Source organism: Auraticoccus cholistanensis, assembly GCF_009742705.1.
GTDB lineage: Bacteria > Actinomycetota > Actinomycetes > Propionibacteriales > Propionibacteriaceae > Auraticoccus > Auraticoccus cholistanensis.
In genome coordinates, this window is record NZ_WPCU01000004.1 from 76,793 (window position 1) to 91,654 (window position 14,862).

A 14,862-nucleotide genomic window follows, 5' to 3' on the forward strand; every position below is an offset into this window, starting at 1 on the left:
GTCCACTCACCTCGCCGGCTCACCTCGCGGGCCGTCGCTGCTGCTGACGCCAGGTGCGACCGCGCTCGCGACCGAACCGGATCCTCGGGTCGTTCCGGTCGAGGTCGGCGACGACCGTCTGCACGCTGCCGTCGGGGCGGCCCTGCGCGAGCCAGCGGAAGCCGGCCGCGGCCACGCCCGACACCATGTTGCCGGTCGCGGTGGAGGGGACGGCGAGGACCGTCCAGCCGTCGATCATCGTGGCGTGGGCCAGGGCACGCTGGTCGTCCTGGGCCTGTGCGGGCGGCTGGTCGGTGAAGGTCGAGATGACGACGGCGTCGACGTCCAGCTCCTCGTACTCGATCACCGCATCCGGCAGCAGCGCCTCGATGCAGAGCAGGAGGCCGATCCGGAACCCGTCCACCTCCACCACGACCGGGTGCTGACCGGCGCGGTACAGGAACGAGGACTCGGTGCGGGAGAGGTAGCGCTTGTCGTAACGGGCGGCGAGCCCGCCCCGGTCGTCGACGACGAGGAGGCTGTTGGTGGGCCGGCCCACCTCCGCCACCCGCCACACCGACCCGACCACCACCCACAGCCGGAGCTCGGCCGCGAGGCGGCGGATGAGGGCGAGCTCCTCGTCGACCACCGACCACGGCATCCTGCTCCAGTCCGCCTCGGCCAGGCGGTCCGGGTCGGACGACATCCGACGCTTGCCCGGGTAGCTGGACAGGGCTCCCTCGGTGAAGACGGCGAGCCGCGCACCGGCCTCGCGCGCCTCGCGCATCACCGCCCGGATGGCTGCCCCGTTCCCCCGCACGACGGCCGCGTCCGGCACCTCGGACCCGATTCCCTGCCCGACCGCCACCCTGAGCACCGTCACCCGACCAGGATGGTCGGTGACGGAGTCGTATCCGTGGTCCGCCACGACGGTGCCTGCGATCGGCCCGGCCACCGGCGGGGTGTGACCACGCCGATCGTGCGCCCTAGGTTGGCCGTATGAGTCTGCCCCTGACGGAGATCCAGGAGCAGACCGGACTGGAGCTGAGGGTGGTCCGCCGTCTGCCTGGAGGTGAGCAGGGCGGGGCGCATCTCGTCGCGGCCCACGACCAACCCCTCGTGCTCAAGCTGCAACCGGATGCGGCACGGGCCCGGCGGCTGCTCGCGGCGGCTCCGGTGGCCCGTCACGGGGTGGCCCGCGGGTGGCCGGGAGCTGAGTGGCTGCATGTCGGCACGCTCGCGGACGGAACGGCGTTCCTGCTGCAGGAGCTCGTGCCCGGCCGCCCGATCTCCCAGCTGGACGAGACGACGGTGCGCGCCGTCGTGGACGCGAACTCCCGGCAGGCGGGGCTGGCCGTGGCGGGGGCGGAGGACGACTCCGCGCAGCTGGGGTCGGTGCTCTCCGGTCAGCACCCGTGGCGGGCCCTGGTGCAGGAGCGCACGCCGGCGGGTGCCGCTCTGGTGCGTCGTGGTGATGGTGTGGTGAGGCGCCTCGGACCCGTGGCGCTGCCCGTCACCGACCTCACCCACGGCGACTACAGCAGCTCCAACCTGATCCTGACCCCGGACGGCGCGGTGCGGTTCATCGACTTCGAGACGGTCGCCCGCGGCACCCGGGTCCGGGACCTGGCCGACCTCTACCGGCAGTGCTTCATCTACCCAGGCGCCTCCGCCGCAGCGGTGGAGACCCTGCGCGCGGAGGCCTGTGCCGTCGCAGGGCCGGCGGTGTTCGCCACCTGCGCCGTCGCCGTCAGCTACAACAACCTCGCCTGGTGGGCCGTCAACCGGTCCGTGACCCAGTTCGAGGGGGTGTGCGAGCGCGTCCACCTGCTGCTGGACGACCTCAGCTCCGGTTGGGCGTGAACGAGGGTCAGCAGATCGGGCGCGGCACGAGCAGCCGTGCGCCCGCCGCAGAAGGCGCCAGACTGGTCGCATGTCTGGACGGCTCACGAGCTTCACCTCCGACGGCCTCACCTTCGACGTCCGCGACGAGGGCCCGCTCGACGGCCCGGTCGTGATCGCCCTGCACGGTTTCCCGCAGACCTCCGCCAGCTGGTCCGGGGTCGTGCCACCCCTGGTCGCCGCCGGCTGCCGGGTGCTGGCGCCGGACCAGCGCGGCTACTCACCCGGCGCCCGACCGGCCGACGTCGCCTCCTACGACCTGGCCCGGGTGGTGGCCGACGTGCTGGCCCTGGCCGACGCGGCCGGCGCGGACCGCTTCCACCTGGTGGGTCACGACTGGGGGGCCGCGGTCGGCTGGGCGCTCGCGGGCCGGCACGCCGACCGGGTGGCCACCCTCTGCGCGGTGTCCGTCCCGCACCCCGCGGCGTTGTCCCGCTCCTTCCTCGGCAGCCAGGCGCTGCGCTCCTGGTACGTGCTGGCCTTCCAGGTGCCCGGTCTGGCCGAGCGGGCGTTCCGGGCGCGTGGTGGTGCGGTCGTCCGGCGGATGCTGGCTCGCACCGGCATGCCGGAGCCGGAGGCGGCGGTGCGGCTGCTCGCCGACCCGGCCACGGCGACCGGGGCCGTCAACTGGTACCGGGCCCTCCGGGTACCCGGCCGGCTGCGCGCCGGCAGGATCCGGGTGCCCACCCTGTACGTGTGGAGCGACCGAGACACCGCCCTCGGCCGGCGCGCGGCCGAGGGCACCGCCGCGTTCGTCGACGGCCCGTACCGGTTCGTGGTGCTGCCCGGCGTCTCGCACTGGGTGCCAGAGGAGCGACCTGACGAGCTGGCCGGTCTGCTGCTCGAGCACCTGGGCGCGCACCCGCTCGAGCGCTGAGCAGGTCGTCGGGACCTCCTGCGCCGTAGGGTCGCCGCCGTGAGCAGCACGATCCCCGATCGGGGCGCCACCGCCTCGGGCCGTCCCGGCCTGTTCCGTCCCACCGTGTCCCGCGACGGCGAGGGCCGCGCGCCGCGGCGCGGCTCCGTGGTCCCTGTTCTGCCCGCCCCGCTCTACGTGCTGGCGGGCGTGGCCGGGTTCGCCCTCGGGCTGCTGCCCTGGCTGGTGACCGGGCTGCGGCTCCCGCTGCAGAACCTGTGGGCGGTGGAGGTGCTGCCGGAGCAGATGCCGCGGGTGCTGCTGCCGTTCAGCCAGTACGCCCTGACGCTGATCCTCGGCCTGGTGGTCAGCGGGGCGGCGGCCGTCGGGCTCGTCGCCCGGCTCGGCCGCGGCGGACGTCCCCGGGTGGCGCTGCTGGCCGGCGTCGGCTGGTTCGTCGCCGCCGTCTTCGCGGCGGGCCAGACCGGCGAGACCGTCTCTCGCGGTCTCGCCGACGACCCGCGGGCCGACCTCTACCTGACGGCGCTGCTCGCCACCACGGGCGTGGCCATCGTGCTCGGGATGGTCGTGCTGGCCCTGATCGCCCTCGCCTCGCCGGCCGGGGCGTCCATCGGCGGCGCGTTTGGGGCGCTGGCCGCCGGGGTCTGGCTGGACGCCCTGGTCGTGCCCTTCGGCAGCATCGGGTCGGACTGGCAGACCACCCTGCTGGGCGGGGCCCGCTGGGTGCCGGCGGTGCTGGTCGGCGCGGTGCTGGCCTGGTGCGGGGTCCACGGCGTCGGTCGGGTGGTCGCCTGGGTGGTCGACCTGCTGCTGCTGTGGGTGGTGCCCGCGGGGCTGACCGCGGTGTCCTACGCCACCGGGTCACGGGTGCTGCTGGGGCAGCCGGCCGAGGCGGTGGCCGCCGGGCTGCAGGTGTTCGCCGCCGCGCTCACTCCCGCCGGCGTCTCGTGGCAGCTGGTCGTGGTGGCCCTCGTCGTCGGCCTCGCCGGCCTGCTGCTGCGCCGGCTCCGCGGGTCCAGCAGCCGAGCGGCCCACTGACCGGGGCGGAGTGCCGGTGCACGGGCGGTCGGCGCGCAGCTGGGCCCCAGACACGCACGGTGTACCGCCTCGGGCCTGACCGTGACGACGGTCCCCGAGCAGCGGGAGGCTCTGTGAGCCCTCCGGGCGGAGGTCCCGGCTGCTAGCGTCGGGAGCGCCCACGCGACCTCCAAGGAGCTTCGATGTCCCTCTCCCTGATCCTCCGCGCGGCCCTGGCTGCACTGGCCCTCGTGCTGATGACCACCGCGGTCAGCAACTGCGGCGCAGAGGCGCCCGTGCCAGGCCAGCAGCAGCCGGCCGAGGACGGGGACGAGGACGGCAGCAACCAGGGCGGTGACGACGAGGGAGACGAGGGTGACGAGGGTGACGACGACTGATTGAGCCAGGCCTCGCGCACCGTCTGGCGCTCGACCGAGCCGCCGCACCGCCAGTGCTCGTGCCCCTCCCGGCACGGACGGGCGATCACGGGATGCCGATGAGGGACCACGCGCCTGCGCATCAGAAGCCGACAGCTCCCGGGCTCACGGAACGGGCTCGCCGGCCCGGCCACTCCATGCCGGACGAGGCGATGGAGTCCAGGTAGCTGACCACCACCGCCCACGGCGCTGTGCATGGGGCACCGGATGCACTGCTCGCTCGACGTCTCGACCGGATGGTCTCGGCCACGCCGGGATCGGTCAGGGTCTGCTCGAGGGCGGTGCCGGCGGAGGCGTCGCTGTAGGCCTTCTCCACCGGAGGTTCGCCCTCGGCTGGTCCGAACCCTTCCACCCACTGCCACCCGGGCTGTCACGGGTCAGCCCATCATCGGCCGGACCCGTCAGGCGAGCTCATGCAGCTGTGAGGTCATCTCGCCGCCGGCGTCGCCGGTGTTCACCGTGCCTTTGGGTTCGAACAGGAGGGCGTGCACCTCCGCGGTGGCTTTCGGACAGTGCTGGACGCCCTTCGGTACGACGAAGACGTCGTCGGGGCCGAGCGTGACATCACGATCGCGCAGCTGGATCGTCAGCTCTCCGCTGAGCACCATGAAGAGCTCATCGGTGTCGGGGTGGGTGTGCCACACGAACTCGCCCTGGATCTTGACCACCTTGACGTCGTAGTCGTTGACGCTCGCGAGGCGGTGTGGTTGCCAGTGCTCGGTGATCGTCGCCAGGGCATCGTCGATGTTCCTCACCTGAGAGCTCATGTGGGTTCCCTTCTGGTCGTCGGTGGTTCCTGTGCCAGCCAGCAGTGACGCTGCGCGGTGGCAGGGATGACACAGTTCTACGTCGTCGGCGAGCCGGGAGAGCTGCCGCCACGACGACATCAGACGTGGGCGGGTCAGTGCACGGGCACGACCTCCTCCCATGGGCGGTGGTCCCCGGGGGCGGGCTGTTGCGGGCCAGCAGGCCGCTCACCAGGAGTCCCGGCCGTTGGCGTCCAGAAGCGCAACCCCCTCGCCTTCGGCAGCGGCATCCCGCTCTTCGGACATGCGCCGTACCGCCCGGTGCAGTTCGGGCACGAGCGCACCCGGGCGTTCAGCTCCGGCGTCGTCGTGCAGGAGTACCGGCGCTCGCGCATGGCAGCCTGATCATCTCGATCGAGCCGACTGCGGGTGGCGACGTCACGCGGTGGCGTCCCGGCCGGAGGTGGTCCAGGTGCGCCACAGCCGGGCGTACATCCCGCCGGCCGCGACCAGCTCGTCGTGGTGGCCGAGCTCGACCGCACGCCCGTCGGCCATGACGAGGATGCGGTCGCAGGCCCGCGCCTGGGTCAGCCGGTGCGCGACGACGACGGCCGTCCGGCCGGTCAGCAGGTCGTCGGCCACCCGTTCGAGCTCGCGGGCGCCGGCGCTGCTGGCCTCGGCGGTGGCCTCGTCCAGCACCACCACGGGTGGGTCGCGAAGGTACAGCCGGGTCAGCGCCAGGTGCTGCTCCTGCGCCGCGGTGAGCGGGTGGCCACCGGCTCCCACCACCGTGTCGAGGCCGTCAGGCAGCGCCCGCGCCCACGCCGCGGCTCCCGTGCCGTCCAGCGCCGCCCACAGCTCCTCGTCCCCGCACCCGGGCCGCACCAGCTGCAGGTCCTCGCGCAGCGTCCCGGCGAAGACGTGGCTCTCCTGGCTGACCATGCCCACCAGCGAGCGCAGGTCGATCTGGTCGAGGTCGGCCAGGTCGACCGCCGTGGCGGGGTCCTCGCCGTCGACCAGCTCGACGGTCCCGGCCGACGGCGGGAAGACGCCGGCGGCGATGGCGGCCAGCGTGGTCTTGCCCGCGCCGCTCTCGCCGACGACCGCCAGCGAGGTGCCGGCCGGCACGACCAGGTCGATCCCGTGCAGCACCTCGTGGCCGTCGTCGTAGGCGTGCCGGATGCCGGTCAGCCGCACCGTCGCGGTCGCCAGCCGCGGCGGCCGCACCCGCGAGGTCGGCGGGTCCATCTGCGCCACGCCGACGATCCGGGCCAGCGCCGCGGCCGCCCGCTGCACGTCGTCGAAGGACGTCAGCAGGATGCCCAGCGGGCCGAACAGGCGGTGGAACAGCAGGGCGGCGGCGGTGACGTCGCCCACCGACACCAGGTCGGCGCGGACGAGCAGGAAGCCGGTGGCGATCACCGCGCTGAGCCCGACCGCCTCGGCGGCGTTCATGGTCCAGGCGAAGGCGGCGAAGGCCCGCCGGGCCCGCAGCGCCGCGGCCAGCCCGGCCTCGGACGCCCCGCGCACCCGGTCGGCCTGCAGCTCACCCATGCCGTAGGCGTGCACCGTCCGGCTGCCGTGCACCGACTCCAGCAGCACCCGGGAGCGGGTGGAGGCCCGTGACCGCTCCTCGGCGTACAGCACCGCGGCCTTGGGCAGGTAGGAGCGCAGCGACAGCACGTACACCGGCACGACGGTGAAGAAGGCCAGGGCGATCCGCCAGTCCAGCGTGACGAAGGCGACCACCGACACCCCCACGGTGATCAGTGAGTTGATCACCGCCGAGATGGTGGGCACGGACCGGGTGAACACCTCGACGTCCTCGGTCACCCGCGTGCTGACGTCGCCCACGCCGGCCCGCTCCAGCGTCTGCGGCGCCATCCGCAGCGACCGGTCGACCACCCGCTCACGCAGGTCCGCCGCGATGGAGGCGCCGAGCCGCTCCGCCTCCCGCAGCGCCAGGCTGGTGAGCACCGCACCCACCACCACCGCCACGGCCACCGCGGCCAGCAGCGGCGTCAGCGCGGCCTGGACGTCGGTGCGCCGGTCCAGGGCCGCGATCACCACGTCGACGACCCGGCCCAGCAGCACCGGGGTGGCGATGGTGGCGATGCTGCCCACCACGGCGGCCGCGGTGCTGGAGGCCACCAGACCCGGCAGGGCCATCGCCGCACGACCGACGGCCGCCGCGGTCACCCGGCCGCTGGCCACCGGCAGCTGCTGGTCCCGCGACGGCCCGGCCACGGCGTCCTGCCCCCGCGCGGTCATCGCAGCACCACCGAGCGGTAGGCGTCGAGGGCCAGCAGGTCGCCGTGCGGCCCGGTGGTGGACGAGCCGTCGGCTCCGACGAAGAGCACCCGGTCGCAGCGGCTCAGCAGCAGCGGGGAGGTGGTGAAGACGACGGTGCCGCGGCGGCCGGCGCGGACCCGCCGGAGGCCGTCGGCGATCGCGTCCTCGGTGACCGCGTCCACGGCGGAGGTGGGGTCGCGGAGCACCAGGAGGTCCCGGTCGGCCAGCAGGGCGCGGGCGAGCGCCACCCGCTGCCGCTGGCCGCCGGACAGGTTCGCGCCGTGGTCGAGCAGGGCGATGTCGCTGAGCGCCGGCGGGCCGGAGCCGGCGGGGCCGGTGTGGCCGGTCAGGTCGTCCACCCGCAGGGCGGCGGCGTCGAGCGCCGCCGGCAGGTCGACCTGGCCGTCGCCGGCGCCCGTGTCGAGGGCGGCGGCGAGGGAGCCGCCCAGCAGGTGCACCGCGTGCGGCTCGACCAGCAGCCGGGAGCGGACGCTCCCGGGGTCGAGGTCGGCGACCGGGACGTCCCCGAGGAGGACCGTGCCGGCTGCCGGCGCCCGGGAACCGGCGAGCAGCTCGCTCAGCGTGTCGGCGGTGGCGACGTCGGGCGTCACGACACCCAGCAGCTCCCCCGGCGCCAGCTCCAGCGACAGCGGTCCCAGCCCGTCCTCGACCACGTCGGTGAGCCGGAGCGGGCCGTCGGCTCGCCCGTGGCTCGGCGCCGTCGGGGGAGCGGAGGAGGTGAGCAGCTCGGCCACCCGGCGCCCGCTGGCCCAGCTCACCGCCAGGTCCTGGACCGAGCGGGTGATGCCGCTGATCGGGTCGAGCAGGAAGGTCGCCATGCCGATGACGGTCACCAGCTCGGCGAGGCTGATCCGTCCCTCGACCGCGTAGCCCGCGGCCACGGCCGCCGTCAGCACGACGAGGGCGCCGGTGGCGAGCCGGCTCGTGGTGCCCACGACCGCGTTGGAGGTGGTGGCGCGGACGGTCGCCTCCAGCGACAGCCGGCTGGCCGTGCGGTAGCGCCGGACGGCCTCGGCGACCCCGCCGAACCCGCGCAGCGAGCGCAGGCCGGTCAGCAGGTCGGAGGCGACCGCCGCCGAGAGCCCGACGGCCTGCTGGCGGGCGCTGAGCCGGCGTTCGAGGTAGGGCGAGAGCAGCCGGACGCCGCCGACGAGGACCGTCAGCATGACGAGGACGCCGAGCCCGAGGACGAGGTCGATGCGCAGCAGCACCACGGCGGCGACCGTGAGCCCCACCGTGGCCGCCACCAGGCTGCCGACGGTCTCCATGACCTGGGTGGCGCCCTGGGTGTCGGAGCTGGTGATGGACAGCAGCTCACCGGCCTGGCGGTCCCGGCCGACGGACGGGTCGGTCAGGATCCGCCGGACGACCGCCACCCGCTGCAGGTGCGCCTCGGTGACCGCCGCCTTGCCGATGAGGTAGTAGCCGTAGGCCGCCGCGGACGCCAGCACCGCGAACAGCACCAGGATCGCGCCGACCCCGACCAGGATCGCGGGGACGCTGGAGGAGGCGACCGCGAGCCCGATCACGTAGCCGGCGGCCACCGGCACCAGCGCCTCGCAGACCTGGTGCGTGGTGGCCAGCAGGTAGCCCAGGGCGAGCTGGCGGCGGTGGCGGCGGAACATCGGACGCCACAGCGGGGATCGCCCGGTCGCGGCGGCACGCGGCGTGCGGCGGTTCACTGCATCCTCCTCGGGACCGCGTGCCCGGGCCAGGGGCGGGGTCGCGACGCGTGGTCGGCGCCGGTCGGTGGGCCCTGGGAGCGTATCCGGTCGTCGTCGCCGCCACCCCGGCTTTCCGCCGGGGCGTGCGGTCGTGCGGAGCGCCGCGTGAGCCTCGGGAAAGAGGGCGGGAAGTGTCGGCCCCCGGCGATAGCGTTCGGCCAGGAGGTGCGATGACCGCGATCACCGTCGACCGGCTGCACAAGACCTACACCGTCCCCGAGCGCGAGGGCGGTCTGCGCGCTGCCGTCGGCAGCCTGGTGCGCCGCCGGACCCGGCAGGTGCGGGCCGTGGCCGAGGTCAGCTTCGAGATCGACCACGGCGAGGTGGTCGGCTTCCTCGGCCCCAACGGCGCGGGCAAGACCACCACGCTGAAGATGCTGGCCGGGCTGCTGCACCCCACCTCGGGCGAGGCGCGGGTGCTGGGCAGCACGCCGTGGCAGCGGGAGCGGTCCTACCTGTCGCGGATGGCGCTGATCATGGGCCAGCGCAACCAGCTGCAGTGGGACATCCCGGTGCTGGACTCCTACCGGCTCAACCAGGCGGTGTTCCGCATCCCCGACGCGCAGTTCCGCTCCCGGCTGGACGAGCTCACCGAGCTGCTCGAGCTGCAGGCGCTGCTGCGCAAGCCGGTGCGCAACCTGTCGCTGGGGGAGCGGATGAAGTGCGAGATCGCCGGCTCGCTGCTGCACGCCCCGCAGGTGCTCTTCCTCGACGAGCCGACCATCGGCCTCGACGTGGCCATGCAGCGGCGGATCCGCTCCTTCGTGGCCGACTACAACCGGCGCACCGGCGCCTGCGTGATGCTCACCAGCCACTACATGGCCGACGTCGAGGCGCTGTGCCGGCGGGTGATCGTGATCCACCACGGCCGGCTGCTGTTCGACGGCGGCCTGACCGACCTGGTGCACCGCTTCGCCGCCGAGAAGACGATCACCGTCGAGCTCGAGGAGTCCCGCGCCGACGACGCCGACCTGGCCCGGCTGGTGGGCGGGCACCCGCTGGAGCGCTCGGCCACCGGGATCAGCGTCCGGGTGCCCAAGGCCGAGACCGCCCGGGTGGCCGCGCGGCTGCTGGCCGAGCTGCCGGTGGTCGACCTGGTGGTCGAGGAGCCGCCGATCGAGTCGGTGATCGAGCAGGTCTTCGACGCGCCCGAGGAGCAGCCGAGCGGGCAGGAGGTCACCGGTGGCTGAGCAGGCCGTGGCCGGCCCGACGACCGCGGGCCGTCCGGACTTCTCCCGGGTGTCGTGGCCGGCGCTGGCCCGCTACTACCGCGGTGAGTTCAGCGCCGCCACGGCGAACAACCTGGCCTACCGCGGCGCGGTGGCGATCTGGGTGGTGACCACCGTGATCCAGCCGCTGGTGTCCATCGTGGTGTGGCGGACGGTCGCCGGTCCCGGCGGGCAGGTCAGCGGCTACAGCAGCGCCGAGTTCGTCACCTACTTCGCCATCACCATGCTGGTGGAGCACCTGACCTTCATCTGGCTGATGTGGGAGTTCGAGTACCGCATCCGCACCGGCTCGATGTCGCCGCTGCTGCTGCGCCCGATCCACCCCATCCACAAGGACGTCTGCGACAACCTCTCCTACAAGGTGATCGGTCTGCTGGGGGTGGTGCCGGCCATGGTGCTGCTGGTCGTCGGCTTCGGCGGGGACGTGTCCGACATCGGGGTGGCGCAGGTGCTGGCCTTCCTGCTGGCGCTGCTGCTGGCCATGGCGCTGCGGTTCGTGCTCGAGTGGGTGCTGGCGCTGTCGGCGTTCTGGCTGACCAAGATCTCCGCGCTGAACAATCTGTACTTCTCGGTCTTCCTCTTCCTCGGCGGCTCCTTCGCCCCGCTGGCGGTGCTGCCGGAGGCGGTGCGCGCGGTGGCGCTGGTCTCGCCCTTCCCGTGGATGCTGGCCTTCCCGGTCGAGGTGGCGATGGGCCGGCGGAGCGGGGCCGACGTGCTCGTCGGCTACGGCGTCCAGCTGCTCTGGCTGGGGCTCGCGCTGCTGCTGCTGCGGCTGGTGTGGCGCCGGGCCGTGCGGCGCTACTCCGCGGTGGGGGCCTGAGGTGGCGGGCCCGCTGCTCGACCGCGTCGGCCACGACGCGAGGATCGTCGCCACCTACATCTCCCTGGGCGTGGTCAACCTGGTGCAGTACCGCTCCGACTTCGTGCTGGCGGTGGTCAACGGGCTGATCACCCTGGTCACCCAGCTGCTGGCGCTGGCGGTGGTGTTCGGCCAGACGTCGGAGCTGGGCGGCTGGAGCCGGCACGACCTGCTCGTCCTGGTCGGGGTGCACTTCCTCATCGGCGGGCTGATCGGGCTGGTGATCCGACCCTCGATGGAGACGATGATGGAGGGGATCCGGCTCGGCACCTTCGACTTCACCCTGGTCAAGCCCGCCGACTCCCAGCTGCTGGCCAGCGTCCAGGTCGTCCGCCCACCGGCGCTGGTCGACGTGGCCATCGGGGTGGGGGTGGTCGTCTGGGGGGTCGGGGGACGCGGCGGTGCGCTGTCCGCCGGCGACGTGGCGCTGTTCCTGCTCACCCTGCTCTGCGGCACGGTCACCATCTACAGCTTCGTGCTGGCCCTCAGCACGATGGCCTTCTGGTTCGTGCGGCTGGACAACGTGCTGGCCATCTTCCAGTCGCTGTTCGGCCAGGCCGGCCGCTGGCCGGTGACCATCTTCCCCGGCTGGCTGCGGCTGCTGCTCACCTTCGCCGTGCCGCTGGCCTTCGCGGTCACCGTGCCCTCGGAGGCGCTGACCGGGCGGCTGGACCTGGCCACCACCCTGGGCGCGGTCGCTCTGGCGGCGGTCTTCTTCGCCGCCGCCCGCTGGTTCTGGTTCTTCGCGCTGCGCCGCTACACCGGCGCCTCGGCCTGAGGTCAGCGGCCGGCGGCGTAGCCCTGCATGCCGCGCGGGTTGGCCGCCGCCAGCAGGATGCCGGTGTCGGGGTGGCGGGCGACGGCGCTGAGCCGGCCCTCCGACCACGCCCCGCCCACGGCGACCTGGTGGCCGCGGCGCCGCAGCTCGGCGACCGTGGCCTCGGGCACCCGGGACTCCAGCACCAGCGAGGCCGGCTCGTAGCCGCGGGGGTAGAAGGAGTTGACCAGGTGGTTGGTGTGCCAGTTCGGGGCGTCGATGGCGCCCTGCAGGTCGAGGCTGCGGTCGCGGGCGAAGCCGGCCAGCAGCCGCAGCAGCAGGTGGGTGCTCCACTGGTCCTGCTGGTCCCCGCCCGGGGTGCCGAAGGCGATGGTGGGGCGGCCCTGGTAGGAGGCCAGGCTCGGGGTCAGGGTGGTGCGCGGCCGCCGCCCGGGGGTGAGGGTGTTGGGCAGCCCGTCGTCGAGCCAGGCCATCTGCAGCCGGTTGCCCAGCGGGAAGCCGAGCCCGGGCACGACCGGGTTGGACTGCAGCCAGCCGCCGCTGGGGGTGGCCGAGATCATGGTGCCCCAGCGGTCCACCACGTCGAGGTGGCAGGTGTCGCCGCGGGTGGTGCCGTCGGCGTCGACCGGCGGGGCGACCGGGTCCGGGCCGTCGGAGTGCTGGGTGGTCGGCTCACCGACGCCACCGGCGAGCTCGCGGCTGACCTCGCCGGCGACCACCCGGCGGATGTGCTCGGCCACCCGGGCCTGCTGCCCCGACGGGGCGCCGGGCCGCCACTCGGTGGAGGCGTGCTCGCTGATCAGGGCGCGGCGCTGCTCGGCGTAGCCGGTGGACAGCAGCGCATCCAGGTCGACCGGTGCGGCGTCGCCGTACCAGGCGTCGCGGTCGGCCATCGCCAGCTTGGTGCCCTCCACCAGCCGGTGCAGGGTGGCGGGGTCGTCCACGTCGAGGCCGGCCAGGTCGACGTCGCCGAGCAGCGCCAGCTGCTGCAGCATCACCGGGCCCTGGCTCCAGGCGCCGGCCTTGGCCACCGTCCAGTCGCCGAGCTGGAAGGTGACGGGCTGCTCCCAGGTCGCCTCCCAGCCCGCCAGGTCGTCGCCGCTGAGGTACCCCGCGTGCGGCGTGCCCGAGGAGTCCTGGGTCTCGGTGGCGGCCGCGGCGACCAGCGCCTCGGCCACGAAGCCCTCGCGCCAGGTGCGCCGGGCGGCCTCGATCTGGGTCTCGCGGTCCGGACCGGCGGCCTCGGCCTCGGCGACGAGCCGCTGCCAGGTGCGGGCCAGGTCGCGGTTGCGGAACAGCCGGCCCGGGGTGGGCCCGTCGGCGCCGAGGTACAGCTCGGCGGAGCTGGTCCAGTGCTCGGCGAAGAGGTCGCGCACGCTGGCCACCGTGGCCGCCACCTGCGGGACGGGGGAGTGGCCGTGCTCGGCGAGGCCGATGGCGTGCTCGAGGACGTCGCGCAGCGTCCAGGTGCCGTGGTCGCGGAGCAGCAGCAGCCACGCGTCCACGGCACCGGGCACCGGCGCGGCCAGCGGCCCGGTGCCGGGAACGATGTCGAGCCCGAGCTCGCGGTAGCGCCCGGCGGTGGCGCCGGCCGGGGCGACGCCCTGCCCGCACAGCACCTGGGGCTCACCGCCCTCGACGCTGATGATCAGCGGCACCTCGCCGGCCGGACCGTTGAGGTGCGGCTCCACGACGTGCAGCACGAAGGCCGCGGCCACGGCGGCGTCCGCGGCACGCCCGCCGCGCTCCAGCACCGACATCGCGGTGGCCGAGGCCAGCCAGTGGGTGCTGCCCACCATGCCGAAGGTGCCCTGCAGGGTCGGACGGGTGGTGAAGGCCATGGTCACCGACCCTACGCCGTCTCCCGGCGCCCGATCGGCTGCGCAGTCGCAGCGGATCGGGCGCCGCTGGCGGGCGAGCACGCCCGTAGGCTTCGGGAGTGCGCCTCGCTACCTGGAACGTCAACTCCATCCGCTCCCGGATCGCGCGGGTCGAGGACTTCCTCACCCGCCACGACGTCGACGTGCTCGCGCTGCAGGAGACCAAGGCGCGCGAGGACCAGCTGCCGCTGCTCGGCCTGGAGTCGATGGGCTACGAGGTGGCCGCCGCCGGGGTCAACCAGTGGAACGGCGTGGCGGTGATCAGCCGGGTCGGCATCGCCGACGTCGAGGTCGGCTTCCCGGGCATGCCCGGCTGGGGCGATCCGCTGGTGCAGGAGTCCCGGGCGATCGGGGTCACCTGCGGCGGGGTGCGGGTCTGGTCGCTGTACGTGCCCAACGGCCGCAAGCCCGACGACCCGCACTACGTCTACAAGCTGGACTGGCTGGCTCGGCTGCGGGACGCCGCCACGAGCTGGCGCGACGTCCCCACCGCCCTGGTGGGGGACTGGAACATCGCCCCCACCGACGACGACGTCTTCGACATCGCCCAGTTCGCCCGCTCCACCCACGTCACCCCGGCCGAGCGGGCCGCCTTCCGGGCCTTCCTCGACGACGGCTGGGCCGACGTCGTCCGCCCGCACGCGCCGGGGCCGAACGTCTACACCTACTGGGACTACTACCGGCAGCGGTTCGAGCGCAACCGCGGCATGCGGATCGACTTCGTGCTCGGCTCCCCGCCGCTGGCCGAGCGGGTGACGCACGCCTGGATCGACACCGACGAGCGCGCCGGCACCGGGGCCTCCGACCACGCGCCGGTGGTCGTCGACGTCGACCTCTGAGCCCCTGCTCCCGCCGGGGCGTTGTCGCGCCCGCCGCGCGGGTAAGGAGCGGGAGAGGAAGTCCACCCGTCCGGGTGCGACCTGCCGAGCTGAGGAGCGAGCCGTGAACAGTCGGAGCTGGTGGATCGTGGTCTTCCCGATCGGCATCGTGGCCATCGTGGTGCTGCTCGGCCTGATCTTCTACTTCAACGCCGGCTGACCCGGAGCTCTCCGGCCCCGCCCGAAAAGTTGTTCACAGATTGGTCAGATCCTCTGGCCAATGAGCCCGTCGTCTGGTGGGCT

General features: G+C 74.0%; 13 protein-coding genes. 8 read left to right on the forward strand and 5 right to left on the reverse strand.

Features of this window, described 5'->3' with window-relative positions; genetic code table 11:
• Positions 1 to 19: 19 nt before the first annotated feature.
• Complete coding sequence (locus tag GC722_RS02970; protein WP_156607860.1) at positions 20 to 862, reverse strand: carbon-nitrogen hydrolase family protein; 843 nt, start codon at positions 860 to 862, stop codon at positions 20 to 22.
• A gap of 116 nt (positions 863 to 978) precedes the next feature.
• On the opposite strand from GC722_RS02970, the gene GC722_RS02975 reads away from it, so the two are divergent.
• The 4 genes from GC722_RS02975 to GC722_RS02990 all read left to right on the forward strand — a co-directional run bounded on the left by GC722_RS02975 (position 979) and on the right by GC722_RS02990 (position 4,173).
• On the forward strand, positions 979 to 1,842 hold the full coding sequence (locus GC722_RS02975; protein ID WP_156607862.1) for an aminoglycoside phosphotransferase family protein: 864 nt from the start codon (positions 979 to 981) through the stop codon (positions 1,840 to 1,842).
• Positions 1,843 to 1,912: 70 nt separating this feature from the next.
• Complete coding sequence (locus GC722_RS02980; RefSeq protein WP_156607864.1) at positions 1,913 to 2,758, forward strand: alpha/beta fold hydrolase; 846 nt, start codon at positions 1,913 to 1,915, stop codon at positions 2,756 to 2,758.
• 39 nt (positions 2,759 to 2,797) lie between these two features.
• The gene (locus tag GC722_RS02985) at positions 2,798 to 3,796 is read left to right on the forward strand and encodes a hypothetical protein (RefSeq protein ID WP_156607866.1); all 999 of its coding nucleotides are present in this window, start codon (positions 2,798 to 2,800) and stop codon (positions 3,794 to 3,796) included.
• A gap of 182 nt (positions 3,797 to 3,978) precedes the next feature.
• The gene (locus GC722_RS02990; RefSeq protein WP_156607868.1) at positions 3,979 to 4,173 is read left to right on the forward strand and encodes a hypothetical protein; all 195 of its coding nucleotides are present in this window, start codon (positions 3,979 to 3,981) and stop codon (positions 4,171 to 4,173) included.
• A 440-nt stretch (positions 4,174 to 4,613) separates the two neighbouring features.
• On the opposite strand, the gene GC722_RS18810 is transcribed toward GC722_RS02990, so the two are convergent.
• From GC722_RS18810 to GC722_RS03005, 3 genes are all read right to left on the reverse strand, one after another.
• Positions 4,614 to 4,967, reverse strand: coding sequence for a cupin domain-containing protein (locus GC722_RS18810; RefSeq protein WP_197429726.1), 354 nt, complete (start codon positions 4,965 to 4,967; stop codon positions 4,614 to 4,616).
• A 429-nt stretch (positions 4,968 to 5,396) separates the two neighbouring features.
• Positions 5,397 to 7,229: an ABC transporter ATP-binding protein gene (locus GC722_RS03000; protein WP_156607872.1), complete on the reverse strand. Its 1,833-nt coding sequence runs from the start codon at positions 7,227 to 7,229 to the stop codon at positions 5,397 to 5,399.
• The gene (locus GC722_RS03005; RefSeq protein WP_156607874.1) at positions 7,226 to 8,953 is read right to left on the reverse strand and encodes an ABC transporter transmembrane domain-containing protein; all 1,728 of its coding nucleotides are present in this window, start codon (positions 8,951 to 8,953) and stop codon (positions 7,226 to 7,228) included. The genes GC722_RS03000 and GC722_RS03005 overlap by 4 nt, the downstream gene beginning before the upstream one ends.
• Positions 8,954 to 9,165: 212 nt before the next feature.
• Here GC722_RS03005 and GC722_RS03010 point away from each other — a divergent pair, with 212 nt between their 5' ends.
• From GC722_RS03010 to GC722_RS03020, 3 genes are read left to right on the forward strand one after another with little or no spacing between them, the layout of a single operon-like run.
• Positions 9,166 to 10,185: an ABC transporter ATP-binding protein gene (locus GC722_RS03010; protein ID WP_156607876.1), complete on the forward strand. Its 1,020-nt coding sequence runs from the start codon at positions 9,166 to 9,168 to the stop codon at positions 10,183 to 10,185.
• Entirely contained in the window at positions 10,178 to 11,044 is an 867-nt protein-coding gene (locus tag GC722_RS03015; RefSeq protein WP_156607879.1) for an ABC transporter permease, read from the forward strand. Before GC722_RS03010 ends, GC722_RS03015 begins: the two co-directional genes overlap by 8 nt.
• Before the next feature lies 1 nt (position 11,045).
• On the forward strand, positions 11,046 to 11,861 hold the full coding sequence (locus GC722_RS03020; RefSeq protein ID WP_156607881.1) for an ABC transporter permease: 816 nt from the start codon (positions 11,046 to 11,048) through the stop codon (positions 11,859 to 11,861).
• Positions 11,862 to 11,863: 2 nt separating this feature from the next.
• Here the strand turns inward: GC722_RS03020 and GC722_RS03025 are convergent, their stop codons facing one another.
• Complete coding sequence (locus GC722_RS03025; RefSeq protein ID WP_156607883.1) at positions 11,864 to 13,702, reverse strand: gamma-glutamyltransferase family protein; 1,839 nt, start codon at positions 13,700 to 13,702, stop codon at positions 11,864 to 11,866.
• 98 nt (positions 13,703 to 13,800) lie between these two features.
• Between GC722_RS03025 and GC722_RS03030 the strand changes: the two genes are divergently transcribed.
• On the forward strand, positions 13,801 to 14,580 hold the full coding sequence (locus GC722_RS03030) for an exodeoxyribonuclease III (protein ID WP_331714336.1): 780 nt from the start codon (positions 13,801 to 13,803) through the stop codon (positions 14,578 to 14,580).
• Positions 14,581 to 14,862 lie beyond the last annotated feature (282 nt).